Here is a 26,269-nt window from a genome sequence, read left to right on the forward strand (position 1 = left end):
CTCACTCCTCCTTCTCCTCGTTCGGGGAGCCGCCCGTACCGATGATGGGGACGCCGATGTTGAACCCCGGGAACAGGATCGGGAGGTTGAGACGGACCTCGGCCTTGAAGAGGTTCCCCGACTTCCCGCAGCTCGCGGGGGGCATGGTCCAGGCCCCGGAGATGTGCTCCCCCGCAGCCTCCTGACACGCGCCTACGCCGTGCACCGCCCCCACCCGCGCCGCCTCGTCCGCCGCGTTCCCGGCCAGGGAGTAGGCGTAGCCGATCAGTACGCACTCCCAGACCGCCACCACGGTCAGCAGGATGTAGGGCAGCATGCCGACGAACTCGAACACCACCTGCCCCTGATCCCCCCGGCACCGGACCCGGCGGCGTCCAAGACCCGCCACCCCTCAGCCCTCCCGCCCGCGCCGCAGCCAGGGCCCGAGCGTGCCCCGGTCGCCGCCGCGCAGTCGGGCCACCGGGCCGGAGCCGCGTACGGCCAGGGCCGCTCCGGGCTGCTGCGGGGAGGCCGCGGGGTCGGCGTCGGGAGCGGCCAGGAGGCCTAGTTCCCCTGCCACCGCCCACAGGGCCTGTTTCACCGTCGAGCGGTTGTCCAGGTCCTGGACCCGGCCCGCGTCCACTACGGCCTGGAGTTCCTTGAACGCGGCCGGGACGGGGGTGCGTACCGCCCGGGTTTTGGTGATCTTCTCGATCAGGGCGGGCTGTATCTCGGTCTGTTTGCTCCAGCGGTTGACGACCATGGTCGTTTCCTCGGCCTTCCTGACCTGGAGCCGTTCCCACATCCGGACCATCCGCTTGGCCGCCCGTACCGCGACCACGTCCGGGGTGGTGACCAGGACGGCCACGTCCGCCAGTTCGACCGCCGCCGCGTTGGCGCCGGTGACCTGGGTGCCGCAGTCGATGACGACGAGCTCGTAGCGGGCGCGCAGGGCGGCGATCACGTGCCGGGCGGCGCGGTCGTCGACCTCCTCGCCGCGTTCGCCGTCGGCCGGGGCCAGCAGCAGGGCCAGGCCGGTGCGGTCGTCGTAGACGGCGTCCTGCAGGACGCGCGGGGAGATGTCCTGGATGCCGGCGAGGTCGGCGATGGAGCGCCGGAACTGTACGTCGAGGTAGGAGCCGACGTCGCCGGCCTGGAGGTCCAGGTCGACCAGGGCGGTGCGCCGTCCCGCGGCCGCTGCGGCCAAGGCGAACTGGACGGCGGTGAAGGTGGCGCCGACTCCGCCCTTGGCGCCGGTGACCGTGACGACCTTGCCGCCCGGGCCGGTGGGGAGTTCCGGGCCCCGTCCCAGGTGGCGGCGTACGCCCACGGACCACTGGGCGGCGCCCTGGACGCGGGCGGCGAGCTCCTCGTAGGTGAGGGGCAGGCCGATCAGGCCGCGGGCGCCGGAGTCCATGACGGCGGAGAACAGCGCGGGGCTCGCGTCGGAGGTGACGAGGACGACGCCGACCGCGGGGAAGCGCAGGGCGACCTCGCGGATGAGGTCGAGGGCCGGGAGCGGGGCGATCCGCTCGTGTACGAGGACCACCTCGGGCAGCTCGTCGATCGACTCGGTGGCGAGCCGGGCCAGCATGTCGAGGAGGAAGGTGGAGTCGGGGACCGGGGCGGCCGGCTCGGCGCCCGGGAGCTGGCTGAGGAGCGTGGCGATGACGCGGGCGGCCTCGGGGTCGCCGACCGCGGGGATGATTCGGGTGGTCATCGGCGCCTCACCTGTCCCCTTCGAGGGTGTAGAAGTGGTCGTTCGGGTTGGGCGAGGAGTTGGTGCCGGGGGCCACCAGGGCCAGGCGCACGTGCACGGCGAAGGACTCGGCGTAGGCGACGCGCTGGGTGTCCTTGGTGGTCAGGGCGAAGGTGATCGGCACGGCTTCGGCGGGGCCGTCCTTGTCGCTGTCCTTGTCGAGGGGGGTGAGCTTGCCGACGTTGATGACGCGGGCGTTGGCCACCATGACCACGGAGACGTCGGGGTCGGTCTGCTTCTTGCCCTTGAAGGTGCCCAGGATGTTGACCTTGGCGCCGGGGGTGACCTTGCCGGCCACGCCCGTCGAGGCGTCGATCATGATGGCGATCTCCTGCTCGCCGGCCTGGAGCTTCGGCTTGTCGACGAACATGTCGATCTGGAGCAGCGAGCCCTTCTTCAGGGTGGTGAGCGCCAGCTTGTCCTTGAGGACGCCCAGGTCGGTGACGGCGGTACCGGACAGCCACCGCTGGGGGACCGTGACCTGCTCGAACTGGGCGGCCGCCAGAGGGGTGTACGGGGCTATGTCGCCCTTCACCCGGTAGGCGACGACCTCGGCGCCTACCTTGGAATTGACGTCGCCGATCACCACGAGGACTCCGCCGAAGGCCGCGAGGGCGCACAGGACCGACAGGATCAGCAGGATGACGCCGCGGCGCTGGCGTGAGTTCATGGCCGTACTACCTCGCCGTTCTTCGTTCGTTCGGGCCGGTCATCATCGGAGTCCGGATCTGGGGCGGGAGCCCGCGGCTGTCTGCGCCGGGGGCGGGGGCGGTGCGATGAGCGGGGCCGCGCAGAACCCGCAGCGGTCTCCGATGAGTTCGAAGCCGCACCAGCGGCATTCCTCGCGGCGGACCGAGGCGACGAGCTGGTAGAGGACCGAGGGGTCCGGGATGCCTGCGGCGAACTCGACCAGCTTGGGTGTGGCCCACCAGGCGGGCGAGTCGGCCGGCAGCGGGTTCTCCATCACCCCCTGGACCTTCCAGGCGGGGGCCAGGTCGGAGGCCACCCAGTCGCCGGCGAGCTGGCCGCGGGCGAAGGTGAGGTGGGTGGCGAAGTCCGGGCCCGGGGGGAGCGTCGCGCCGCCGCCGTGCGTACCGCCGGACCCCGACCCCAGTTTGACCAGGTGCGGGGTCGGATGGGCCAGTACGGCGAACTGTGCGCTCGGGGACCAGGACTTGGCGTGCGCCTTGAGCCCGACCGGTACCCGGTCCAGCTTGGCGACCGAGCCGAGCAGCGCGCCCGCGTAGACGTAGTGCGAGAGCAGCCGGGCGGCGGAGGCGAGGACTCCGGGGCTGAAGTCGCAGACGCTGAGCTGGCGCAGCTGACGCGCCAGCAGCGCGGTTCCCAGCGGCGGGAGGTCGACGTCCACGAGTGCGATCCGGTCGGTTTCCAGGATGGCCCGGACGGTGTGCAGACGGCGGACGGCGGAGGTCCGCAGCCAGGCCGGTACGAGGACCACGAGGTGGCCGTGGCGCTCCAGCAGGGAGGCCGTCTGGGCGAGCGCGCCCTCCAGGTCGAGCTCTTCGGGCGGCGGCAGTACGGCGGCGGCCGGGGTGTGCCGGTCCGGGGCGGGCAGCACCAGATCGGCACTGGTGACAGCAATGGCGGTCGGCATGCGCATCCCCCCGTTCACCCGGCAATCCACGGGTGTTCCCCTGACCGTGGTGCGTGCGCGCATACTGCGCGACCGCAAACGATCAACACCTTTCCCCCTTGCCCCAGCACCATATCCGCGTCCTTCCTGACAGGGCAGGGCCTTGTCGATTCCCGTGCCACGGGCACGTGTCACCAGGGGCGGGAATATCTGGACATCTGGGATCGGAAAGCGGTGTGCGGGCCGATCGGTTCAAGCCATATCGCAAACACCCTTGACATGGGCATTGGACTAGACCAACTTGGCCGCTGAGCACCCCACTTGCTCGCTGACGCGCCCTCATGTCCCCACTCCCCCCACCGGAGCCCACGTGAACCGCATACGCTCCCTCGCCATCCCGCTCGCCGTCACCCTCGCCGCCGGCGGGCTCACCGCCCTCGCCGCGGGCACCGCCCAGGCCGCCGACGTCAACGTCGTGCGCAACGGCGGCTTCGAGTCCGGCCTCGCCAACTGGACGTGCACCGCCGGCAGCGGCGCCACCGTCTCCTCCCCCGTCTTCGCGGGGGCCGCCGCCCTCAAGGCCACCCCGGCGGGCCAGGACAAGGGCCAGTGCAGCCAGGTCGTCACGGTCAAGCCGAACTCGACCTACACGCTGAGCGAGCAGGTCAACGGCTCGTACGTGTACCTCGGCGCGACCGGGACCGGCACCCAGGACGTCTCCACCTGGACCCCCGGCACCGGCGGCGGCTTCCAGAAGCTGTCCACCACCTTCACCACGGGACCGAGTACCACCCAGGTCACCGTCTACACGCACGGCTGGTACGGCCAGCCGGGCTTCGTCGTGGACGAGTTCAGCGTCTTCGGCCCCGACGGCGGAGGCGGCACCGATCCCTCCCCGACCATCCCCGCAGCCCCCGCCGGCAGCGCCGTTTCCGGCCAGAGCGCCAGCGGGCTCACCCTTTCGTGGAACACGGTCGGCGGAGCGGCCGGGTATTACGTGTATCAGGACGGCGTCCGGGTCAAGACGGTGACCTCGGGAACCTCCGCGCAGATCACCGGGCTCGCCGCATCGACCTCGTACTCCTTCCAGGTGAGCGCGTACAACGCGGCCGGCGAGGGGACGAAGGGCGCGGCCGTCACCGGCACCACCACGAGCGGCGGGGGCGGCAACCCGAGCCCGTCCGTGCCCAAGCACGCGCTGACCGGGTACTGGCAGAACTTCAACAACGGCGCGACCGTCCAGAAGATCTCGGACGTGTCCGCGCAGTACGACATCATCGCCGTCTCCTTCGCCGACGCCACGACCACGCCCGGCGGCATCACCTTCAACCTCGACTCGGCGGGACTCGGCGGCTACACGGTCCCGCAGTTCAAGGCCGACATCGCCGCGAAGAAAGCGGCCGGCAAGTCGGTCATCCTCTCCATCGGCGGCGAGAAGGGCACCATCTCGGTCAACGACTCGGCGTCCGCGGCCAACCTCGCGAACTCCGCGTACGCGCTGATGCAGGAGTACGGCTTCACCGGCATCGACATCGACCTGGAGAACGGCCTCAACCCGACCTACATGACCCAGGCGCTGCGCGCGCTGGCGGCCAAGGCCGGCTCCTCCTTCGTCCTCACGATGGCCCCGCAGACCATCGACATGCAGTCGACGCAGGGCGGCTACTTCAAGACGGCGCTCGCGGTGAAGGACATCCCGACCGTCGTCAACATGCAGTACTACAACAGCGGGGCGATGCTCGGCTGCGACGGCAAGGTGTACTCCCAGGGCTCGGTGGACTTCCTCACCGCGCTGGCCTGCATCCAGCTCGAGGGCGGGCTCGACCCCTCACAGGTGGGCATCGGGGTCCCGGCCTCCCCCAGCGGCGCGGGCAGCGGCTACGTCGCGCCGACCGTCGTGAACAACGCGCTGGACTGCCTGGCCAAGGGCACGAGCTGTGGAACCTTCAAGCCGTCGAAGACCTACCCGGGTCTGCGCGGCGCGATGACCTGGTCGACCAACTGGGATGCCAAGGCGGGTAGCGCTTGGTCCAACGCGGTGGGTCCCAAGGTCCACGGCCTGCCGTAGCAGGTAGGTGTGGGGGGATGGCCGGTGCCGGCCTGTTGGCTGATTTCGGATTCTTGACCCGAACATGCCACGAGAGCACGCTGTGCGCGTCCGCACGGCTACCCCCACACTCCCACCCAGGAGAACGCATGCGGCTCCACCACCGCCGAAGGGCCGCCGTCACGGCGGCCCTTCTCGCGCTCGCGCTCGGCGCACCCGCCTACGGCCTGAGCGCGACGGCAGCCCCGCCGCCCACCCCCTCGACCGCCACCCAGGACGAGTCGATCGTCCAGTACGAGATCCAGGGCCCGGCCTCGGCGGCCGAACGCACCGCCCTGCTCCGTACCGGCGTCTCCATCGACGAGGTGGACGCCCGCTCGGTCGTCGTCAGCGCCGACACGATGCAGGCCAGAGGCCTGCGCGCACTCGGCTATGAGCTCACCGCCCTGCCCGGACCGCCGGACCGCTCCGACGGGCGCGCCATCGCCGCCGGGATCAACGACTTCCCGACGAAGGACGCGCTCTACCACAACTACGCCGAGGCGAACGCGGAGATCGACCAGCGCATCGCCCAGTACCCCTCGATCATGAGCAAGAAGGTCATCGGGAAGTCCTACCAAGGCCGGGACCTGATCGCGATCAAGATCAGTGACAACGTGGCCACGGACGAGGCCGAGCCCGAGGTGCTCTTCACCGCGCACCAGCACGCCCGTGAGCACCTGACGGTCGAGATGGCCCTCTACCTGCTCAAGGAGTTCGGCTCCAAGTACGGCACCGACTCCCGGATCACGAACGCGGTCAACGGCCGCGAGATCTGGATCGTGCCGGACCTGAACCCCGACGGCGGCGAGTACGACATCGCCTCCGGCTCCTACCGTTCCTGGCGCAAGAACCGGCAGCCCAACGCCGGCTCCTCCTACATCGGCACGGACGAGAACCGCAACTGGAACTACAAGTGGGGCTGCTGCGGCGGCTCCAGCTCCAGCAAGAGCTCCGAGACCTACCGGGGCGCGGCGGCCGAGTCGGCGCCCGAGGTGAAGGTGGTCTCGGACTTCGTGCGCAGCCGCGTCATCAGCGGCAAGCAGCAGATCACGGCCGCCATCGACTTCCACACGTACAGCGAGCTCGTGCTGTGGCCGTTCGGGTGGACGTACAACGACACGGCGCCCGGGCTGACCGCCGACGACCTGGCCGTGTACAAGAAGATCGGCACCAGCATGGCGGCCAGCAACGGCTACACGCCGGAGCAGTCGAGCGACCTGTACATCACCGACGGGACGATCGACGACTGGCTGTGGGGCAGCCAGAAGATCTTCGCCTACACCTTCGAGATGTACCCGACCGGCTCCGGCGGCGGCGGCTTCTACCCGCCCGACGAGGTCATCGACCGCGAGACGGCGCGCAACAAGGACGCGGTGCTGCAGCTGCTGGAGAACGCCGACTGCATGTACCGGTCGATCGGCAAGCAGGCGCAGTACTGCCCGTAGCGGCTTCCGCCGCATGAGCCGGGGCGCCCCACCGCCAGGGGGGCGCCCCTTTCACGTGTGGTGCGCCCCCTCGGCTGCGGCCCCGCCCCTTCGCTGGGGGCCGGTCAGTCCTTCGACGGGGCCTCGGCGTTGCGCCAGATCGTGAGGTCGACGGTGATGTACCTGCTCGCGTCCTTCGCTCCCGACTTGCCGCGGAACGTCGCCAGCGCGATGTGCCCGGCCTTGCTCAGCATGCAGACCTGCGATCCGTCCGTGAGCTGGTCCATGCCGATCTTCTCGGTGAAGCGGGTCACCGCGCGGCAGGTCTCCAGCGAGCCCTTCTCCGAGTTGTTCAGCAGGACGAGCTTCCCGTTCGCGGTGCCGAACCTCTCTTCGCCGAAGAGGCTGTCCCGGTAGTAGTAGAGGTCCGCGTCCCCGTAGGACACTCCGGCCCCGGTCGGCTCCTCGGCCGGGCGCGGCGGATTGTCGGCGAACATCAGCTGGTGGTCCTCGGGCACGTCGATGCCCTTGTACGAGACCGGCTGCGGGTCGGGCCGCTTCTGGGCCCCCGACGGGGCTCCGGTGCCGGCCGTGGCGCCGCCGGACCCCTTGGCGCCGCCCTTGTCGGAGTCGTCCGGCAGCAGGGACCCGAGAACCACGAGTCCGATGAAGCAGGCCACGATGACCCCGGTGGCGATCAGCCCGGTCCGCTTGCGGGGGGCCGGGGGCGGCGCGAAGCCCTGGGTGTGGAAGGGCGGCGGCGGGTTGTAGCCCGGGGCGGTGTAGTTGGGCTGCGAGTACGTCGGCTGGGAGTACCTGGGCTGCTGGTACGAGGGCTGCGGGTACGAGGGCTGCGGGTACGCGTACGAGGGCTGCGCGGACGGCGGCGGCGTCTGGTAGCCGGGCGGCACCGCGCCCGGCGCGGACGGCGCCGACACGGCCTGGCCAGGACCGGCCTTCGGCGGCGCCGTCTGCGTCGGAGCGGCCTGCTGCTGCTCCGAGGCCAGGGCGGTCGGCGTGTACGGCTGCGGCGGCGGGGTGGGGGCCGGGGCCGGCAGCTGCTGCAGCCGCTCGGTGAGGGAACCGGCGACCGCGCGGGGCAGCCAGTCCTCCCCCTGCCGCAGCGGCTCCGCCGAGGCGGCCTGGCACAGCTCGATGATCTCGGTCAGGGTCGGGCGGTCGGCCGGGTCGCGGCTGAGGCAGCGGGTCACCACGGGCCGCAGCTCGTCGGGCAGTGCGCTGAGGTCGGGGGCCTCGTGCACGATCCGGTAGAGCACCGCGTGCGAGGGGCCGTCGCCGTAGACGGAGGATCCGGTCGCCGCGAAGGCGGCGATCTGGCCGAGGGCGAAGATGTCGGTGGCCGGGGTGATGGTGCCCACCGAGGCCTGTTCGGGCGCCATGAACGCCGGGGTGCCGACGCTGACGCCCGTACTGGTCAGGGCGGTGGAGTCGGCCGCGCGGGCGATGCCGAAGTCGATGACGCGGGGGCCGTCGGAGGCGAGGAGGACGTTGGCCGGCTTCAGGTCGCGGTGGACGATGCCCGCGCCGTGGATGACGGTCAGGGCCTCGGCGACCCCGACCATCAGCAGCAGCACGCTGCGCACGGGCAGTGCACCGTGCAGGCCCACGGCGTGCGAGAGCGAGGGGCCGGGAACGTAGGCGGTGGCCAGCCATGGCTGCGAGCCCTCGGTGTCGGAGTCGATGACCGGAGCCGTGTAGAGGCCCTGGACCCGTTCCGCGGCCCGCACCTCCTGCTGGAAGCGCCGCCGGAATTCGGGGTCCTCGCTGAACTCGGCCCGGATCACCTTGATGGCGATGGGCCGCCCGCCGGGCGTGTACGAGAGGTACACCTTGCCCATGCCGCCGGCGCCGAGGACCGCCGTCAGGCGGTAACCGCCCACGACGGCCGGATCGTCCGCCGCCAGCGGTTGGAAGAAGCCGGCCGAAGGTGCACTGCCCATGAGAAACCATCCCTGCTAGCGGCGGACCGGCCCCGCCTGCGCCCCGAAGTCACCCGAGAGCGTACCCAACTCGCTTCAGACCGCAGGGTCCAGGACCGCAAGAGCGTCGATCTCGATCAGCAGGCCGCCCGGGAGGCCCACGTACACGGTGGTGCGGGCGGACGGGACCTCCTTCAGGTTCTGCTCCTCGAAGTAGGCGTTGTAGATGCCGTTCATCTCTTCGAAGTGGGTGGTGTCGGTGAGGTAGACGCGCAGCATCATCACGTCGTCCCAGGTGGCCCCGCCCGCCTCCAGCACGGAGCGGACGTTCTCCAGCGTCTGGAGGGTCTGCTCGCGCAGGGTCGGGCCGGCCGAGGTGGGCTCCTGCCCGTCCACGTGCGGGAGGAAGCCGACCTGGCCGGCGACCTGGAGGATGTTGCCCTTGCGGACGCCGTGCGAGAACTTCGCGGGCGGCGCGGTGTGGGTGGCGGGGGTGATGGCGATCTTCTCGGTCACGGTCTGCCTTCTTCCTGTGCGGGGCCCGAGCCTGAGTACTCGCGGCCGATGGTATCGGCGGACTCCCGTACGAGCGGGAGCAGTTCGAGCAGTCCCTCGGTGGAGAGGACCACTCCGGGGGCGGAGACGGACATGGCGGCGACCACACGGCCTCCGGGCCCGCGGATGGGGGCGGCCAGGCAGTTCAGGGCCTCCTCGTGGCCGCCCAGGTCGGTGGCCCACCCCTGGGCGCGGACGAGTTCCAGCTCGCGCAGGTAGGCGTCGGCGTCAGGCGTGGAGCGTGCGGTGTAGGCCGGGTACTCGATGCGCCGTGCGAGGGCCCGGCGCTCCTCCTGCGGCAGGTCGGCGATCAGCAGCTTCGCCACGGCGGCGACGGTGAGGGGGACGGGCCGGCCGATGCGCGAGTACATCCGCACCGGGTAGCGGCTGTCGACCTTGTCGACGTAGACCACCTCGTCGTCCTGGTGGAGGGCGAGGTGCACGGTGTGCCCGGTGACCCGGTTCAGTTCCAGCAGGTGCGGATGCGCGATGTCGCGGATGTCGAGGTTCTCGATGGACTCGGCGGCCAGGGCGAAGAGGGCGGCGCCGAGCCGGTAGCGTCCGTCGCCCTGCCGGTAGACGAAGCCGTGTTCCTGGAGGGTGCGCAGCAGCCGCAGTGCGGTGCTCTTGTGCACGCCGAGCAGCTCGGCGACCGCGCCGAGCCCGGCCGGGCCCTTGGCCAGGGCAGGCATGATCCGCAGCGCCCGCTCCACCGACTGGCTCACGCCGTGCACCTCCGGGTCCGTGGGCCCCGTTGACCCGCCGTCATCCGGGATGTTAGACAGCATGCAGCGACGCACGCAACGGCCGTTGCGGTGCATGCAACAGCAAGAGCCGCAAACGTCGTAGAAGTCGTAGAAGTAGAAGTAGAAGTAGAAGTCGTAGAACCAGCAGCAGACGCAGCGCACGCCACGCCCCGGGAGGCACGCACATGCCCAGCGACCCCGTCCAGGCCCTCGCCCAGGAGCCGGTCGACCACCGGTTCAAGGGCCTCCCCCCGGACGCGGGGCAGGCGGGCCTCACCGTCGGGCAGCTCACCGCCGAGCGGCGCAATCTGCACACCGGCGGGTTCACCACGCCCGTGCTCACCCTCGACGCCGAGGCCCTGAGCCACAACCTCGCCGCCCTCGGCAGCTACGCCGAGCGGCACGGCCTCGCCTTCGCCCCGCACGGCAAGACCTGCATGGCGCCGCAGCTGTTCCACCGTCAGCTGGAGCACGGCGCCTGGGGCATCACGGCCGCCGTCCCCCACCAGGCCCGTGTCTACCGCGCCTTCGGCATCCGGCGCATCTTCCTCGCCAACGAGCTCGTCGACGCCGCCGCCCTGCGCTGGGTCGCCGCCGAGCTCGCCGCCGACCCCGATTTCCGGTTCGTCTGCTACGTGGACTCCGTGCGCGGGGTCGAGCTGATGGACCGGGCCCTGCGGGGCGGTTCCGTGCGCGTCGACGTGGTCGTGGAGCTCGGTGCCGGCGAGGGCGCCCGCACGGGGGCCCGTAGCGACGAGGACTGCCGGGCCGTCGCCGACGCGGTGGCGGGGACGGACACGCTGCGCCTGGTCGGCATCGCCGGGTACGAGGCCGAGGTCCCCGGCGCCGACCCGGACTCCGTGCACGCGTACCTGCGCCGGCTCACCGGCCTCGCCGTCGAGTTCGACAAGTCGGGCCGGTTCACGGGTACGGAGGAGATCGTGGTGAGCGCGGGCGGCTCCGCCTGGTTCGACGCCGTCGCCGACGTGTTCGCAGAGATTCCGGAGCTGTCGAAGCCGGTCCTGAAGCTGCTGCGCTCCGGCGCGTACGTCTCCCACGACCACGGCTGGTACACCCGTCTCACCCCCTTCAACCGGATCCCCGAGGAGGGCGGCCTGCGTCCCGCCTTCCGGCTCTGGGCGCAGGTCGTCTCCCGCCCCTCCCCCACCCAGGCGTTCATCAACGCCGGCAAGCGCGACATCGCCTACGACCTGGGCCTGCCCGAGGTGGAGCTCGTACGCGATCCCCTCAGCGGCGCCGAGCGCCCCGCCCCGGGTGTCCGCGTCCTCAAGCTCTCCGACCAGCACACCTGGCTGGAGACGGACGGCGCCGAGGACCTGGACGTCGGCGACTGGGTGGCGCTCGGCATGTCCCACCCGTGCACGATCTTCGAGAAGTGGCCGCTGATCCCGGTGGTGGAGGCCGACGGCACGGTCACCGAGTACGTCCGGACGTTCTTCTAGAACCATGGACCTGGTCATTCGCGGGGCCCGCGTCGTCGACGGCACGGGCGGGCCCTCGTACACCGCCGACGTGGGCATCCACGAGGGGCGCATCGCCGAACTGGGCCGGATCGCGGGCGGCGGACGGCGGACGCTCGACGCCCACGGTCTCGTCCTCGCACCCGGGTTCATCGACATGCACGCCCACAGCGACCTCGCCCTGCTCCGCGATCCGGACCACAGCGCGAAGGCCGCGCAGGGCGTGACCCTCGAAGTCCTCGGCCAGGACGGCCTGTCCTACGCCCCCGTCGACGACCGCACGCTGGACGAGGTGCGGGCGGCCATCGCCGGCTGGAACGGCACGGGCGAGGACATCGACTTCGACTGGCGGACGGTCGGCGGCTACCTGGACCGGCTCGACGCGCAGGGCATCGCCGTCAACGCCGCCTACCTCGTCCCCCAGGGCACCGTCCGCGCCCACGTGGTCGGCTGGGGCGACCGGCCCGCGACCCCGGCCGAGCTGGACCGGATGCGCGGCCTGGTCGCCGAGGGCCTCGCGCAGGGCGCCGTGGGCATGTCCTCCGGGCTCACCTACACCCCGGGCATGTACGCGTCCGGCGCCGAACTGACCGAGCTGTGCCGGGTCGTGGCGGCCTACGGCGGCTACTACTGCCCGCACCACCGCTCGTACGGCCGCGGCGCCCTGGCCGCCTACGCGGAGATGGTCGAGCTGACCCGCGAGGCCGGCTGCGCCCTGCACCTGGCGCACGCCACGATGAACTTCGGGGAGAACCAGGGCCGGGCGGGCGAGCTGCTCGCCCTCCTCGACGGGGCGCTGGCCGGCGGCGCCGACATCACCCTCGACAGCTACCCGTACACCCCGGGCTGCACCACCCTGGTCGCCCTGCTGCCGAGCTGGGCGAACGAGGGCGGTCCCGAAGCGGTCCTCGCGCGCCTGCGCGACGACGCCGTGGCCGAGCGGATCCGGTACGCGCTGGAGGTGGAGGGCGCCGACGGCTGCCACGGGGTGCCGGTCGACTGGTCGACGATCGAGATCGCCGGGACCACCGATCCGGCCTTCGGCGCGTACGTGGGCACGCGCGTCCCCGACTGGGACACGGCCCGGCGGCTGCTGCTGGGCGACCGGCTCGGCCCGAGCATCCTGCAGCACGTCGGGCACGAGGAGAACGTACGGGCCATCATGCGCCACCCGGTCCACACGGGCGGCTCGGACGGCATCCTGCAGGGCGCGAAACCGCATCCACGGGCCTACGGCACCTTCCCGCACTATCTCGGGCACTACGTGCGCGAGCTGGGCGTCCTCTCCCTGGAGGAGTGCGTCGCCCACCTCTGCGGCCGCCCCGCCGCCCGCCTGCGGTTGCCGGACCGGGGACTGGTGCGCGTCGGCCACCGGGCCGACCTCGTCCTCTTCGATCCGCTGACGGTCGCGGCCGGGTCGACGTACGAGCATCCGCGCGCACTGCCGACCGGGATCCCGCACGTCCTGATCGACGGGCGTTTCGTCGTGCGGGACGGCCGCAGGACCGACGTCCTGGCCGGGCGGGCCGTCCGTCGCACCCCGCACCGAGGCCGCTAGCCGTTCACACTTCCCACCTACGATGAACGACATGCTGGCCTTCGTCCCCGCCGCCCTCTTCCTCGTCCTCTTCGGCGTGAGCGTCCGGGAGGACCGCAGGCTCTTCCGCAACGCGGTCTACCTGGGCCTCACCCTCATCTTCCTGTCGATCGGCCTGCTCACCCTGGTCCCGGGCCTGCCCCACGACCTCGCCACGGTCATCGTCGCGCTGGTCTTCCTGATCCCCTCCCTCGGCACGGTCGCCCTCTCCGTGTTCCTGATCGGCAACGGCCTGACGATGGTCCGCAAGGAGGGCCGCAGCCCGGGCAACCTGCTCTCCTTCATGGCGGGGGCGGGGATCATCGCCCTGATCCTGTTCGTCCTGACCGTGGCCAACCAGGGCTCCGCCGTATGGGACGCCGTGGCCGTCGGCGTGGTCCTCCTGACCGGGTACGTCTCCTTCCTCTTCCTGTGCTTCCTCGCCTACGCCATCCTCTACGGCCGGACCAAGGTGCGCGGGGACGTCGACTACGTGGTGATGCTCGGCTGCGGCCTCACCGGCGGCGACCGGGTCCCACCGCTGCTGGCCTCGCGACTGCGCAAGGGACGGGCCATCCACGACGCCCAGATCGCCCGGGGCGGACGCGTGCCGCTCCTGCTCACCTCGGGCGGCAGGGGGAACGACGAGAAGGTCGCCGAGGCGCGGGCGATGGCCGACTGGCTGATCGCCGAGGGCGTGCCCGAGCAGCACCTGCGGCTGGAGGACCGCTCCCGCACGACGGAGGAGAACCTGCAGTTCAGCCGGACGGTCATGGAGGCGGACGACCCCTCCTACCGCTGCGTCGTGGTCACCAACAACTTCCACGCCTTCCGCGCCGCGATGATGGCCCGCAAGGCCGGCGTCAACGGCCAGGTGCTCGGATCGCCGACGGCGAAGTACTTCTGGCCGAGCTCGACGATCCGCGAGTTCGTGGCGGTGTTCTGGGAGCACAGGGCCGTGAACGTCGGCATCTGCGGCTCGATCGTCGCCCTGTCGGTGGCGATGGCCCTGTCGGTCTGACGGCCGAGGTGCGTTCATGGGGGCGCCGCCGCAGGATGGGGCCAGGGGGACACCGCAGGAGGTAGCCATGGACAGTGGATCGGACCAGCAGCCCAAGCGCCCCGCGCACCTCTACACGGGTTCGGAGCACCCCTTCGACCCCGAGGACCTCGTCATGGCACGCGGCCAGGACGTGACCCCGGAACGGGTCGAGAAGGCCCGCAAGCTGATCGAGAAGGAGGGCGCGAGGGCGCTCGAACGCTACCTCCCCTAGCCGGTCAAGCCCCGGACAAGCCTCGCCCGGGGCCCCTCCCGCTTTGCGGGCGGAGCCCCGGGAACCGGCGAGAAGGCGGGGCGGGAACCGCTCCACGGAGCGGCCCCGCCCCGCCTCCCCATGTACGCGCGAACCCCTGCGCACCGACCCTTCACCCTGTGGGTCCCGGCTAGCCGAAGTCGTACACCGTGACCGGCACGCCCTTCGCGCACAGCTGCTCCAGGACCAGCGGCTCGATGCGGGACCATTTGCCGCCCGCGAGCCCGCAGCCGATGCGCGGCATGTGGACGGAGGCCTCGAGCTCGGCGGCGTGGGCCGCCAGGAGCGCGAGGCAGTGCTCGATCGCCTCGTAGCGGACGGGCGGGCCGCCGCTGCCGGTGCGCATGCCGCGCTGGCCGACCATGTTGGCGACCCAGGTGTCCGGGCGGACCTGGACGAGCTGGACCGCGCCGAGCGCGAAGTCGTTTCCGCTGCGCGCCCGGTGCCAGGCCCGGTACGCGGCCTCCGGCTCGCTCCAGCGCTTCGAGAGCGCGAGGACGAAGCCCTTTCCCCAGCCTCCGAGGTCATTGCAGACGTGCGCGATGATCTTCGGCCCCCTGGCCTGCGGACTGCTCGCGTCTCCAGCGATGATCTTCAGCTCTGACATGCCCGGAAGGTACCCGGCCCCTGTGACACCGCCGGAAGGCACCGGCCCGCCGAGGCTTGCGACCCCACCCTTCGGGACGTAGGTCCACAGTCTGTCCGACCATGAGTTTATGCGGTTTTAACCGTGTTACAACTGGAACATCGCGCTGCAAATGGCGCATTTTCCTTAGCTGTTGCCCAGCCCACACAAGCGCTGCCCGCCTTGGCAACACACCCGTTTCCTCTGGAGGAAGCAACGTGAGTACAGCCGAGCAGACGGCCCCGTCTGCCAAGAAGAACTCCGCCGCGATGGCGGTCATGCAGCGCCTCGGCCGCAGCCTCATGCTGCCGATCGCCGTGCTGCCGGCCGCCGCGCTGCTGATGCGCTTCGGCCAGGGGGACATGCTGGGCAGCGCCTCCCTGCCCGGCTGGTGCAACGAGATCGCCAAGTACATGGCGGCCGGCGGCAACGCCGTCTTCAACAACCTGGCGCTGCTCTTCGCCGTGGGCATCGCGGTCGGCTTCGCGAAGAAGGCCGACGGTTCCACCGGCCTCGCGGCCGTCGCGGGCTACCTCGTCTTCTCGAACGTGCTCGGCACCTTCACCGACGGCAACGTGCCGCAGATCGAGAAGGTCGTCGACCACCAGGTCGCCCTGGTCGACGCGCCGGTCAACGCCGGCGTCCTCGGCGGCGTCGTCATGGGCATCGTCACCGCGCTGCTCTACCAGAAGTTCTACCGGACCAAGCTGCCGGACTGGGCTGGCTTCTTCGGCGGCCGCCGCCTCGTCCCGATCCTGTCCTCCTTCGCGGGCCTGGCCATCGGCATCGTCATGGGTCTGATCTGGCCGGTCCTCGGCAAGGGCATCCACGGCTTCGGCGAGTGGCTGGTCAACTCGGGCGCCGTCGGCGCGGGCATCTTCGGTGTCGCCAACCGCGCGCTCATCCCCGTCGGCATGCACCACCTGCTGAACTCCTTCCCCTGGTACCAGGCCGGCGAGTTCGACGGCAAGCACGGCGACATCGCCCGCTTCCTCGCCGGTGACCCGAGCGCCGGACAGTTCATGACGGGCTTCTTCCCGATCATGATGTTCGCCCTCCCGGCCGCCTGCCTCGCCATCACCCACTGCGCGCGCCCCGAGCGCCGCAAGGTCGTCGGCGGCATGATGTTCTCCCTCGCGCTCACCGCCTTCGTCACGGGCATCACCGAGCCGATCGAGTTCACCTTCATGTTCATCGCCCCGGTCCTCTACGCGATCCACGCGGTCCTGACCGGCGTCTCCCTGGCGCTGACCTGGGCGCTCGGAATGAAGGACGGCTTCGGCTTCTCGGCCGGCGCGATCGACTTCTTCCTCAACCTCGGCATCGCGTCCAACCCGTGGGGCCTGGCCGGCATCGGGCTCTGCTTCGCGGCGCTGTACTACTTCATCTTCCGCTTCGCGATCACCAAGTGGAACCTCCCCACTCCGGGCCGCGAATCCGACGAGGAGCTCGCCGAGATCCTCAAGGCCGAGGCCAAGTAGCCGTGCCCGCGCAGCGCACTCCCGGACAGGCAATGCCTTGCGGAGAGCGCCGGGACCTGATCGCCGGCGCGGTACGGGCCAAGGGCCGCGTACGGGTCGCGGACCTCGTACGGGAACTGGGCGTGAGCCGGATGACGATCCACCGGGACCTCCAGCACCTGGACGCCCAGGGCCGGATCCGCCGGATCCGCTCCGGAGCGGCGACGACGGCCGGGGCGGCCGCCACGGCCGCTATGGACTGAGTTCCACCCCGAAAGCGGGGGCGGGACACCACTGACCGACGGTGGTGGCCCGCCCCTTTTCGCGTTCCCGCGCGCACCCGGGAGCGGACGGGGTGACGAGCGCAACACCCGGTCCGGCCCCCTCCTCCTCCCCACTCATTACGCAGGCCGGAGCGGCGGACCGGCCCCGGTTTCCAAGGGCGTGCGGCACTCGCGCCAAGCCTTCGCACGAAAGGGGACATATCGGTCCGCCGTCCACCCCTCCCCTCCGGTTCAAATAGCGGGGCGCGCCCGCACCCGGCCCCGTAAGCTCCCGTCATGCAGGTGATCCAGTCAACGAAACTCGCCAATGTCTGCTACGAGATCCGCGGACCCGTCCTCGAAGAGGCGATGCGGCTCGAAGCAGCAGGTCATCGCATCCTCAAGCTCAACACCGGCAACCCCGCGGCCTTCGGCTTCGAGTGCCCGCCGGAGATCCTTGAGGACATGCTCCGCAACCTGGGCAACGCCCACGGCTACGGGGACGCGAAGGGGCTGCTGTCGGCGCGCCGCGCGGTCATGCAGCACTACCAGACCAAGGGCATCGAGCTGGACGTCGAGGACATCTACATCGGCAACGGGGTCTCCGAGCTGATCCAGATGTCGATGCAGGCGCTGCTCGACGACGGCGACGAGGTGCTCGTCCCGGCGCCGGACTATCCGCTGTGGACCGCCTCCGTCAGCCTGGCCGGCGGCACCGCCGTGCACTACCGGTGCGACGAGCAGTCCGACTGGATGCCGGACCTCGCCGACATCGAGCGCAAGGTCACCGACCGCACCCGCGCGATCGTGATCATCAACCCGAACAACCCGACCGGCGCCGTCTACGACGACGAGATGCTGCGCGGGCTGACGGACATCGCGCGCCGCCACAACCTGATCGTCTGCTCGGACGAGATCTACGACCGGATCCTCTACGACGGCGCCACTCACACGAACACCGCCGCCATCGCGCCGGACCTGCTGACGCTCACCTTCAACGGGCTCTCCAAGAACTACCGCGTCGCCGGCTACCGGTCCGGCTGGATGGCGGTGTGCGGGCCCAAGAAGCACGCCTCTTCGTACATCGAGGGTCTGACGATCCTGGCGAACATGCGGCTCTGCGCCAACATGCCCTCCCAGCACGCCATCGCCACCGCGCTCGGCGGACGACAGTCGATCAACGAACTCGTCCTGCCCGGCGGGCGGATCCTGGAGCAGCGCGACACGGCCTACGACCTGCTGACGCAGATCCCCGGCATCACCTGCGTGAAGCCCAAGGGCGCGCTGTACCTGTTCCCGAAGCTGGACCCGTCGGTCTACAAGATCAAGGACGACCGGCAGATGGTCCTCGACCTGCTGCGCGAGGAAAAGATCATGGTCGTGCACGGTACGGGCTTCAACTGGCCCGAGCCCGATCACTTCCGGATCGTGACCCTGCCCAACGCCAAGGACCTGGCCGACGCGGTCACCCGCATCGGCAACTTCCTCGACGGCTACAGCCAGCCGTAGGCCCCCGGCCCCGCGTGCGGCCCCCGTGAGCAGACCTTGTGAGTGCGGGGCCGCTGACGGGGGCCGCACCGTTTACGCCGACACACCAGATTAGGATTCAGCTCAACTTTAGAACGCATCCAATGTAGGATGGTCTCCTGACCACGCAGGAGGCGCCCTCATGTACGAGCCGATTCGCACCAAGGCAGTCGACCCCCGCATAGGCGTCCACCGCAGCGACTACCCCCGCAGCAGCCGCGCCGAAGCCCTGGACATCCAGCTCGCCGGACATCTCGCCGCGCTGCTCACCGTCACCGACGAGCTCGGCCTCGACGAAGCCGCCGCCGTCATCGCCGCCCAGGTGACCCGCCTGCGCGGGGCGCAGCCCGCCCGCGCGCCCCGGCACTCCGGCCAGGAGCGCGACGCCGAGACCACCGCCTCGCTGCACCAGCGCGCCCACGACCTCGCCGCCCGCGCCCTGCTCGTCGCCGCATCCCGCGCCGACACCACGGTCGCGATCCTCGCCGCCGAGCGCATGGACGCGCACGCCGCCGCGCTCGACCTCGTCGGCGCCCACTGACGGCCCCGGTCCGGGGCCGCGGAGGCTCCGGACCGGGTGCCATTACCCTGCGGGGCTGAAACCGCGACCCGCCTCGGCCCGGCCCGTGGGGCCCGGACCGGCCCCCGTACGCCGTGCCGGCGGCCCCGCTACGGGGCAAGGGTGAAATCCGCCGCCGCGATACCGCACCAGGGGACCGTGGCCGGGGGCCACACCGGCCCGAGGACATCGGCATGCTCTGCCGCACCCGCGCGTACGCCCGGAATCCGCACCAGCACCTGCGGTCCCATGACCGCCGGAGCCGCCGAGCCGGACACCCCCGCCGCCGGAGCCACCACCGGATCCGCCACCCGGTCCGCAGCCGCACCCGGCGCGCGATCCGGAGTCCCGGCCGAGCCCGAGGCCGCAGCCCGCTCCGGAGTCGGGGGCGACACCTGATCCGGTCCTGAGGCCGGAGCCCCGGCCGAGCCCGAGGCCGCAGCCCGGGCCGAACCCGAGGCCTGCCCCCCGTCCAGGTCCCGAGTCGGATGGTCGCGGAACTCCACCGTGACCACGTACGCGCCCGGCCCGGGGAAGCGGTTCACCGCCTCGACGGAGGCGACCACGCGCCGGCTCGCCGGATCGATTCGGCAGCCCGAGATCCGTACATCGTCCCGTGCGGACCCGGCCGGCCGCGCGGCCGGCGCCCCGCCTGCCCACACGTACAGCCCCAGCGGGGCGAAGACCAGCAGTCCCGCCACGAACACCAATGCGACCAGCCAGCCCTGCCACTTCAACGCAACTACGCCCATGCCACGATCCTCCCGGCCACCCGCCCCGGTCACCAGCACCCACGGGCCCACACAGCATTTCGAAGTGGGACCGCCTGGTCACCTTCCGTTCATTCAACTCAGCGCGGAATGTGGGTTTCCGCGAGCACGCTGCACCCGTGAGACGCATCCTAGGAATCGCCCTGGCGGTCCTCCTGGTCGGCGGCGTCATAGCCGCCATCGCCATCGGGGGAAAGAAGCCGGAGGGCACGGCAACGAAGACCGTGCGTGGCGTCATCGGTTCGGAGAAGTCCGAGTTCTTCCGCGACCCCGACGTCGTCAAGGCCCTTGCTGACAAGGGCTACACCGTGAAGACCGAAACCTCGGGTTCCTGGGCGATGGACCAACTCGCCCTGAAGGAATTCGACTTCGCCTTCCCCAGCAGCAATGAACCGGCCAAGGAGATCGAGGCCGCGGCCGGCGTGAAGGGCGCCCAGAACACCAAGCCCTTCTTCTCCCCGCTCGTCGTCATCGCCCGGGCCAACGCGGCCGAGGTCCTCACCGGCCACGGCCTCGCGAAGATGACGGGCAAGAACTCCGGCACCCTCCTCCTCGGCCCCTTCCTGAAGGCCGCCGCCGAGGACGAGACCTGGCAGGGCCTCCAGGGCGGCGCCACCGCCCACCCCGAACTGGCCGGCACGGTGTTCATCAAGACCACCGACCCCGCCACCTCCAACTCGGGCGCGCTCTTCCTCGCCACCGCCTCGAACGTCGCCAACAACTCGACCGTGGTCTCCGACGACGCCGGCATCGAGCGGACCGCGCCCCTGATGCGCAAACTGATCTCCGTCCAGGGCGCCCTGGAACAGAGCACGGACGACCCCTTCCGGTCCTTCATCAGCGGCAGCGGCGAACCGCTCATCCTCGCCTACGAATCCCAGGTGGCCAGCCTGCTCCAGCAGAAGCAGACGGCCGGGGACATCGCCACCATGGTGGTCCTCTACCCGGACACCACGGTCAACTCCCCGCACACCTTCGTGCCGATCAGCGAGAACGCCAAGGGCCTCGGCCCCCTGCTGGCCACCGACCCGAAGCTGCGCGCCCTCGCGATCCGCCACGGGTTCCGGCCGCAGGAGGGGGTGGCCGAGTTCACCGCCGCCACCGCGCCGCACGCCGCGTACCTCAACCCGGGGCTGACCGGCATCCGCCAGGTCGGCGCACCCACCGTCCAGATCCTGATGGCGCTGGCCGCGCGCGCCAAGGGCTAGGGGGACCACACCATGTCATTGACACCGCCCGAGGACACGCCGCTCATCCTCACCGCCCCTGCTCCCGTGGCCCCCGTCAAGCGGGAGCAGGCCTCCGGCCTGGTACCGCTCCAGGACGGGGTGCGCGAGGAGATGGCCCGCCGGGCCGGGGAGTACGTCGGCTCGCTGGCCGGCATCGACAGCCGCTCCCCGGACTTCGCGCAGCGCATCGGGGAGATCTCCGGCCTCGGCTCCGCCGACATCCGCGGCGCCGCCCAGCAGTCCAACCGGATGCTGGAGCGGGCCGTACGCTCCCTCGCCGCGGACGGCGGCGGCGACGCCCAGGCCCGCGTCGCGGGCTCGCTGGTCGAACTGCGCCGCACGGTGACGGACTTGGATCCGGGCGAGAGCTCGGCCAAGGGGTTCGGCAAGCTCTTCTCCAAGCTGCCCGGCGGCAACAGGTTCCGCGACCACGTGGCCAAGTACGCCTCCTCGCAGACCACCCTCAACCGGATCGTCGGCGCACTGCGCGGCGGCCAGGACGAGCTGCGGCGCGACAACGCGGCCCTGCACACCGAGCGGGCCCGCCTGTGGGAGACCATGGGCAAGCTCCAGGAGTACGCGGTCCTCACCGAAGCCCTGGACGCGGCCGTCGAACAGCGGATCGCCGACCACGGCGACCCCGGGCAGGCCGACGCGCTGCGCGCCGACGTGCTCTTCCCCGTACGGCAGAAGCACCAGGACCTGCTGACCCAGCTGGCCGTCTGCGCGCAGGGCTACCTGGCGATGGACGTGGTCCGGCGCAACAACGAAGAGCTGATCAAGGGCGTCGACCGGGCCGCGACCACGACGGTGTCCGCACTGCGGATCGCCGTGATGCTGGCGCAGGCGCTGAAGACCCAGGGCGAGGTGATCAAGCAGATCGACACCCTGCGCGACACCACCGAGAGTCTGATCCGCGGCAACGCGCAGATGCTGTCCACGCAGAGCGGGGAGATCCAGCGGATCGCCGCCGACCCGGCCGTGGGCGCGGAGACACTGCGGACGGCCTTCGCCCAGATCTACAAGACGCTCGACACCATCGACACCTTCAAGACGCAGGCCACCGAGAACATGGCCGCCACCGTGGAATCCCTGACCGGCGAACTCCGGCACGCCTCCGCGTACCTGGCGCGCACCCGTACCGCGAGCGCCCTGGAAGGCGGCGACCGATGAACATCCTCAGCGCTGTGATGCGCAGACGCCCGGCCGCCGCGGTGGCGCTCGCCGCGACCCTGCTGGGAGCGAGCGCCTGCACGTCCGGGGACTCCCCGCGGAAGCCGGAGCGGTCGGCGTACAAGGAGGGCACGCTGCGCGTACTGGCCTCCAGCGAGCTGTCCGACATGGACGAGGTGCTGAAGGCGGCGAAGGCGGCCACCGGGGTGGGCGTGGAGCTGACCATGTCGGGCACCCTCGACGCGGTCGAGCAGATCGTCTCCGGCACGGCCGACGGGAAGTACGACGCCGTCTGGCTCTCCTCCAACGACTACCTGCGGCTACGGCCCGAGGCCGCGGGCAAGCTGTCGAGCGAGACGCCGGTGATGTCCTCGCCCGTCGCCCTCGGCGTGAAGCCCGAGGCGCTGGCCCGGCTCGGCTGGAAGCCCGGGGCGGTCACCTGGTCAGCGGTCCACGAGGCCGTCACCGGCGGCAAACTGACGTACGGGATGACGGATCCGGTGCGCTCCAACTCGGGTTTCTCCGCACTGGTTTCGGTGGCCTCCGCGCTGTCGGGCGCGCAGGCGGCGCTGACCGGCGCGGACGTGGCGAAGGCGCAGCCGAAGCTGAAGGAGTTCTTCACCGGACAGAAGCTGACCTCGGGTTCCTCGGGCTGGCTGGCGACGGCGTACACCCAGCGCGGGGACGTGGACGCGCTGGTGAACTACGAGTCGGTGCTGCTGTCGATGAACCGGGACGCCAAGACGGACCTCACGGTGATCCGGCCGGTCGACGGCGTGGTCACGGCCCACTACCCGCTGACCCTGCTGACCTCGGCCCCGCCCGGGGCCCGCGAGTCGGGGCGCGCGCTCACCGAGTACCTGCGCGGCGCCGAGGCCCAGAAGGCGATCACCGAGCAGACCTTCCGGCGGCCCGTCGCGGCCGGGGTGGGTCCGGCGTCCGGGCTGGACGCGGACAAGCGCCGCGAGCTGCCCTTCCCGGGCACCCGGCCGGTCGCGGACGGGCTGCTGGCCAGCTACGAGAACGAGCTGCGCCGGCCCTCGCGCACGGTGTACGTGCTGGACACCTCGGGGTCGATGGCCGAGGAGGACCGGATCGGACGACTGAAGTCGACCCTCACCGACCTTACGGGGAGCGGGAGTTCGGGCACCGGGCAGCGGTTCCGGGACCGCGAGGAGGTGACCCTGCTGCCCTTCGGGGACAAGGTGAAGAAGGTCCTGACGCACGTGGTCGAGCCGGGCAACCCCGGACCCGCCCTGGACGCGATCCGGGGGGACGTGAGCGCGCTGAAGCCGGAGGGCGGCACGGCCGTGTACGGGAGTCTGAAAGCGGCCTACCACCACCTGGGCCGGGGCAGCGAGGACGCGTTCACCTCGATCGTGCTGATGACGGACGGGCAGAGCGGCGACAAGGTCAAGGACTTCGACCGCTTCTACGCGCAGCTGCCTGCGGCCCAGAAGCACACACCGGTCTTCGCGATCCTGTTCGGCGACTCGGACCGCAGGGAACTCGTCCACATCACCGAGCTGACCGGCGGTCGGCTCTTCGACGCCACCGACGGCAACGGTTCGCTGGACGGCGCCTTCGAGGAGATCCGTGGCTACCAGTAGGCCGGCCGAAGGGGCGCTGCGCTACCTGGAGTCGAAGAAGAACCTGACCGGCAGCGCCTGCGGGGTCCTCGGGCTGGGCCTGACCCTCACCGGGGTGGCCGGCCCGTACTGGCCGGTGGTGGTCGCCGGGCTGTACGCGGCGGGCGCGCTGATCGCCCCGCCGGACCGGCCCGCTCCCCCGACGCCTCCGGTCCCCGCCGAGCAGCTGGGCTTCGTACGGGAGGACTTCGCGCGGCTGCGGGAGTACCTCGGCGAGGTGGACCTGCCGGAGGAAGCGGCCGCCGCACTGGCCGGGCTGCTGGAGCTGTACTCGGCGATGCTGGAGCCGGGCTGGGTGGCGGGGGTGCTGGCCGCCGACGCGGAGGCGGTGCACGCGCTGACCCGGGCCATCCGCACGGACGTGCCGGAGTGCGTGGACACCTTCAACCGGACCCGCTGGTGGACCCGGCTCACGGCGGGCGGCGAATCGCCCGAGCGACACCTCGAGCGGCAGCTGTCGCTGCTCCGGGAGGAAGCGGAACGCATGACGGCGGACCTCCGTGAAACGGAGGCCCGCCGTCAGCAGACGCACACGACCTATTTGGAAGGTCGCAGGGAATCCTAGGTCGGGGAATCCCGCGTCAACCCGTGGCCGGGGACAGCCGGCCGCAGGAGTTCGGTGGGGCCGGGGTCAGCCCAGGCGCTCGACGAGCGCTTCGTACTGGTCCCACAGCTCCTTCGGCGTGTGGTCGCCGTAGGTGTTCAGGTGCGCGGGGACGAGCGAGGCCTCGTCGCGCCAGACCTCCTTGTCGACCGTGAGCAGGAACTCCAGGTCGGCGGCGGGCAGGTCCAGGCCGTCGGTGTCCAGGGACGCGACGGTCGGCAGGATGCCGATGGGGGTCAGGGCGCCCTCGGCGGTCCCCTCGAGGCGCTCGACGATCCACTTCAGGACGCGGCTGTTCTCGCCGAAGCCGGGCCACACGAACTTGCCCGCGTCGTTCTTGCGGAACCAGTTCACGTAGTAGATCTTCGGGAGCTTGGACTGGTCCTTGTCCTTGGCCACGTCGACCCAGTGACCCATGTAGTCGCCCATGTTGTAGCCGCAGAACGGCAGCATGGCGAAGGGGTCGCGGCGCAGTTCGCCGACCTTGCCCTCGGCGGCGGCGGTCTTCTCGGAGGCGATGTTCGATCCGATGAAGACGCCGTGGTTCCAGTCGAAGGACTCGGTGACCAGCGGCACGGCGGAGGCGCGGCGGCCGCCGAAGAGGATCGCGGAGATCGGGACGCCCTTGGGGTCCTCCCACTCGGCGGCGATCGTCGGGCACTGCGAGGCGGGGACGGCGAAGCGGGCGTTGGGGTGGGCCGCCGGGCTGTCGCTCGACGGGGTCCAGGCGTTGCCCTTCCAGTCGATCAGGTGCGCGGGCGCCTCTTCGGTCATGCCCTCCCACCAGACGTCGGAGCCGTCGGGGGTGAGCGCGACGTTGGTGAAGACGGTGTTCGCGTACATGGTCTTCATGGCGTTGGCGTTGGTGTGGTCGCCGGTGCCGGGGGCCACGCCGAAGAAGCCGGCCTCGGGGTTGATCGCGTACAGGCGACCGTCCTCGCCGAAGCGCATCCAGGCGATGTCGTCACCGACGGTCTCGACGGTCCAGCCGGGGATCGTGGGCTCCAGCATGGCCAGGTTGGTCTTGCCGCAGGCGCTGGGGAAGGCGGCGGCGATGTACTTCGACTCGCCCTGCGGCGGGGTGAGCTTGAGGATCAGCATGTGCTCGGCGAGCCAGCCCTCGTCGCGGGCCATGACGGACGCGATGCGCAGGGCGTAGCACTTCTTGCCGAGCAGGGCGTTGCCGCCGTAGCCCGATCCGTAGGACCAGATCTCGCGGCTCTCGGGGAAGTGCGAGATGTACTTGGTGGTGTTGCACGGCCACGGCACGTCGCTCTCGCCCTCGGCGAGCGGAGCGCCGAGGGTGTGGACGGCCTTGACGAAGAACCCGTCGGTGCCGAGTTCGTCGAGGACGGCCTGGCCCATGCGGGTCATGGTGCGCATGGCGACCGCGACGTAGGCGGAGTCGGTGATCTCGACGCCGATGGCGGAGAGCTCGGAGCCGAGGGGGCCCATGCAGAAGGGGACGACGTACATCGTGCGGCCCTTCATGGAGCCGCGGAAGATGCCGCCTTGCGCACCCTCTCCGGCGAAGAGCGCCTTCATCTCGGAAGGGGCCTTCCAGTGATTGGTCGGGCCCGCGTCCTCCTCCTTCTCGGAGCAGATGAAGGTCCGGTCCTCGACGCGCGCGACGTCGGAGGGGTCGGAGGCGGCGTAGTACGAGTTCGGGCGCTTGGCCGGGTCCAGCTTCTTGAAGGTGCCCTTGAAGACGAGCTCCTCGCAGAGGGCCTCGTACTCGGCCTCGGAGCCGTCACACCAGATGATGCGGTCCGGCTGGGTGAGGGCTGCGATGTCACCGACCCAGGAGACGAGCTCCTCGTGCTTGGTCGGGACTTCGGAAGTGGTGCCAGCCGCGATGTCGCGCGCCACGATCGCTCCTTGTTGAGGGGTTTGACAGGTGTTGCCCCGTGGGGGCCGCGACCCGGACGCTTCGCGCTCCGCTCATCCGGTGTCG

At 70.9% G+C, this 26,269-nt stretch carries 24 protein-coding genes; 14 read left to right on the forward strand and 10 right to left on the reverse strand.

The window, feature by feature from the left end; all coding sequences use genetic code 11:
- Position 1: 1 nt before the first annotated feature.
- From OTB20_RS06725 to OTB20_RS06740, 4 genes are read right to left on the reverse strand one after another with little or no spacing between them, the layout of a single operon-like run.
- Complete coding sequence (locus OTB20_RS06725) at positions 2–334, reverse strand: TadE/TadG family type IV pilus assembly protein (RefSeq protein WP_267815677.1); 333 nt, start codon at positions 332–334, stop codon at positions 2–4.
- Positions 335–391: 57 nt separating this feature from the next.
- A complete protein-coding gene (locus tag OTB20_RS06730; protein ID WP_267815678.1) occupies positions 392–1,699 on the reverse strand; it encodes an AAA family ATPase in 1,308 nt (435 codons plus the stop codon).
- Positions 1,700–1,706: 7 nt separating this feature from the next.
- Complete coding sequence (gene cpaB, locus OTB20_RS06735; protein ID WP_267815679.1) at positions 1,707–2,408, reverse strand: Flp pilus assembly protein CpaB; 702 nt, start codon at positions 2,406–2,408, stop codon at positions 1,707–1,709.
- A 42-nt stretch (positions 2,409–2,450) separates the two neighbouring features.
- On the reverse strand, positions 2,451–3,353 hold the full coding sequence (locus OTB20_RS06740; protein ID WP_267815680.1) for a hypothetical protein: 903 nt from the start codon (positions 3,351–3,353) through the stop codon (positions 2,451–2,453).
- A gap of 349 nt (positions 3,354–3,702) precedes the next feature.
- On the opposite strand from OTB20_RS06740, the gene OTB20_RS06745 reads away from it, so the two are divergent.
- Entirely contained in the window at positions 3,703–5,400 is a 1,698-nt protein-coding gene (locus OTB20_RS06745) for a chitinase (protein ID WP_324290344.1), read from the forward strand.
- A 128-nt stretch (positions 5,401–5,528) separates the two neighbouring features.
- Positions 5,529–6,866 (forward strand): M14 family metallopeptidase, encoded by a 1,338-nt coding sequence (locus tag OTB20_RS06750; protein WP_267815681.1) that lies wholly within the window; start codon positions 5,529–5,531, stop codon positions 6,864–6,866.
- A gap of 104 nt (positions 6,867–6,970) precedes the next feature.
- Here OTB20_RS06750 and OTB20_RS06755 read toward each other — a convergent pair whose 3' ends face one another.
- The 3 genes from OTB20_RS06755 to OTB20_RS06765 form a co-directional block, all read right to left on the reverse strand.
- Positions 6,971–8,806, reverse strand: a complete 1,836-nt coding sequence (locus OTB20_RS06755; RefSeq protein WP_267815682.1) for a serine/threonine-protein kinase — start codon at positions 8,804–8,806, stop codon at positions 6,971–6,973.
- 75 nt (positions 8,807–8,881) lie between these two features.
- Entirely contained in the window at positions 8,882–9,301 is a 420-nt protein-coding gene (locus tag OTB20_RS06760; RefSeq protein WP_267815683.1) for a RidA family protein, read from the reverse strand.
- On the reverse strand, positions 9,298–10,065 hold the full coding sequence (locus tag OTB20_RS06765; RefSeq protein WP_267815684.1) for an IclR family transcriptional regulator: 768 nt from the start codon (positions 10,063–10,065) through the stop codon (positions 9,298–9,300). The genes OTB20_RS06760 and OTB20_RS06765 overlap by 4 nt, the downstream gene beginning before the upstream one ends.
- A 206-nt stretch (positions 10,066–10,271) precedes the next feature.
- Between OTB20_RS06765 and OTB20_RS06770 the strand changes: the two genes are divergently transcribed.
- From OTB20_RS06770 to OTB20_RS06785, 4 genes are all read left to right on the forward strand, one after another.
- Positions 10,272–11,549 carry an amino acid deaminase gene (locus tag OTB20_RS06770; protein ID WP_267815685.1) on the forward strand — a complete coding sequence of 426 codons (1,278 nt, stop codon included), beginning with the start codon at positions 10,272–10,274 and terminating at the stop codon, positions 11,547–11,549.
- A 4-nt stretch (positions 11,550–11,553) separates the two neighbouring features.
- Complete coding sequence (locus tag OTB20_RS06775) at positions 11,554–13,125, forward strand: N-acyl-D-amino-acid deacylase family protein (protein ID WP_267815686.1); 1,572 nt, start codon at positions 11,554–11,556, stop codon at positions 13,123–13,125.
- 31 nt (positions 13,126–13,156) lie between these two features.
- Positions 13,157–14,164, forward strand: a complete 1,008-nt coding sequence (locus OTB20_RS06780; protein ID WP_267815687.1) for a YdcF family protein — start codon at positions 13,157–13,159, stop codon at positions 14,162–14,164.
- Between the two features lie 67 nt (positions 14,165–14,231).
- On the forward strand, positions 14,232–14,417 hold the full coding sequence (locus tag OTB20_RS06785; protein ID WP_267751338.1) for a hypothetical protein: 186 nt from the start codon (positions 14,232–14,234) through the stop codon (positions 14,415–14,417).
- A gap of 169 nt (positions 14,418–14,586) precedes the next feature.
- Here OTB20_RS06785 and OTB20_RS06790 read toward each other — a convergent pair whose 3' ends face one another.
- On the reverse strand, positions 14,587–15,063 hold the full coding sequence (locus OTB20_RS06790) for a macro domain-containing protein (protein ID WP_267815688.1): 477 nt from the start codon (positions 15,061–15,063) through the stop codon (positions 14,587–14,589).
- A 287-nt stretch (positions 15,064–15,350) separates the two neighbouring features.
- On the opposite strand from OTB20_RS06790, the gene OTB20_RS06795 reads away from it, so the two are divergent.
- The 4 genes from OTB20_RS06795 (at position 15,351) to OTB20_RS06810 (ending at position 18,872) form a co-directional block, all read left to right on the forward strand.
- Complete coding sequence (locus OTB20_RS06795; RefSeq protein WP_267815850.1) at positions 15,351–16,562, forward strand: PTS transporter subunit EIIC; 1,212 nt, start codon at positions 15,351–15,353, stop codon at positions 16,560–16,562.
- Positions 16,563–16,594: 32 nt separating this feature from the next.
- Entirely contained in the window at positions 16,595–16,804 is a 210-nt protein-coding gene (locus OTB20_RS06800; RefSeq protein ID WP_267815689.1) for a DeoR family transcriptional regulator, read from the forward strand.
- 297 nt (positions 16,805–17,101) lie between these two features.
- On the forward strand, positions 17,102–18,313 hold the full coding sequence (locus OTB20_RS06805; RefSeq protein WP_267751342.1) for a pyridoxal phosphate-dependent aminotransferase: 1,212 nt from the start codon (positions 17,102–17,104) through the stop codon (positions 18,311–18,313).
- 160 nt (positions 18,314–18,473) lie between these two features.
- A complete protein-coding gene (locus OTB20_RS06810; protein WP_267815690.1) occupies positions 18,474–18,872 on the forward strand; it encodes a hypothetical protein in 399 nt (132 codons plus the stop codon).
- Between the two features lie 128 nt (positions 18,873–19,000).
- Here OTB20_RS06810 and OTB20_RS06815 read toward each other — a convergent pair whose 3' ends face one another.
- Positions 19,001–19,642 carry a hypothetical protein gene (locus OTB20_RS06815; protein WP_267815691.1) on the reverse strand — a complete coding sequence of 214 codons (642 nt, stop codon included), beginning with the start codon at positions 19,640–19,642 and terminating at the stop codon, positions 19,001–19,003.
- A 137-nt stretch (positions 19,643–19,779) separates the two neighbouring features.
- Between OTB20_RS06815 and OTB20_RS06820 the strand changes: the two genes are divergently transcribed.
- Genes OTB20_RS06820 through OTB20_RS06835 form a run of 4 tightly spaced genes read left to right on the forward strand, consistent with a single transcriptional unit; the run spans position 19,780 to position 24,276 of the window.
- Positions 19,780–20,868 (forward strand): substrate-binding domain-containing protein, encoded by a 1,089-nt coding sequence (locus tag OTB20_RS06820; RefSeq protein WP_267815692.1) that lies wholly within the window; start codon positions 19,780–19,782, stop codon positions 20,866–20,868.
- Between the two features lie 12 nt (positions 20,869–20,880).
- A complete protein-coding gene (locus tag OTB20_RS06825) occupies positions 20,881–22,062 on the forward strand; it encodes a toxic anion resistance protein (protein WP_267815693.1) in 1,182 nt (393 codons plus the stop codon).
- Positions 22,059–23,672, forward strand: coding sequence for a substrate-binding and vWA domain-containing protein (locus OTB20_RS06830; RefSeq protein ID WP_267815694.1), 1,614 nt, complete (start codon positions 22,059–22,061; stop codon positions 23,670–23,672). Before OTB20_RS06825 ends, OTB20_RS06830 begins: the two co-directional genes overlap by 4 nt.
- Positions 23,659–24,276: a hypothetical protein gene (locus OTB20_RS06835; RefSeq protein ID WP_267815695.1), complete on the forward strand. Its 618-nt coding sequence runs from the start codon at positions 23,659–23,661 to the stop codon at positions 24,274–24,276. The genes OTB20_RS06830 and OTB20_RS06835 overlap by 14 nt, the downstream gene beginning before the upstream one ends.
- A gap of 66 nt (positions 24,277–24,342) precedes the next feature.
- Here OTB20_RS06835 and OTB20_RS06840 read toward each other — a convergent pair whose 3' ends face one another.
- Positions 24,343–26,184, reverse strand: a complete 1,842-nt coding sequence (locus OTB20_RS06840) for a phosphoenolpyruvate carboxykinase (GTP) (protein WP_267751351.1) — start codon at positions 26,182–26,184, stop codon at positions 24,343–24,345.
- Positions 26,185–26,269 lie beyond the last annotated feature (85 nt).

Origin of the sequence: Streptomyces sp. H27-H1 (genome assembly GCF_026627445.1) — a bacterium.
Classification (GTDB): domain Bacteria; phylum Actinomycetota; class Actinomycetes; order Streptomycetales; family Streptomycetaceae; genus Streptomyces.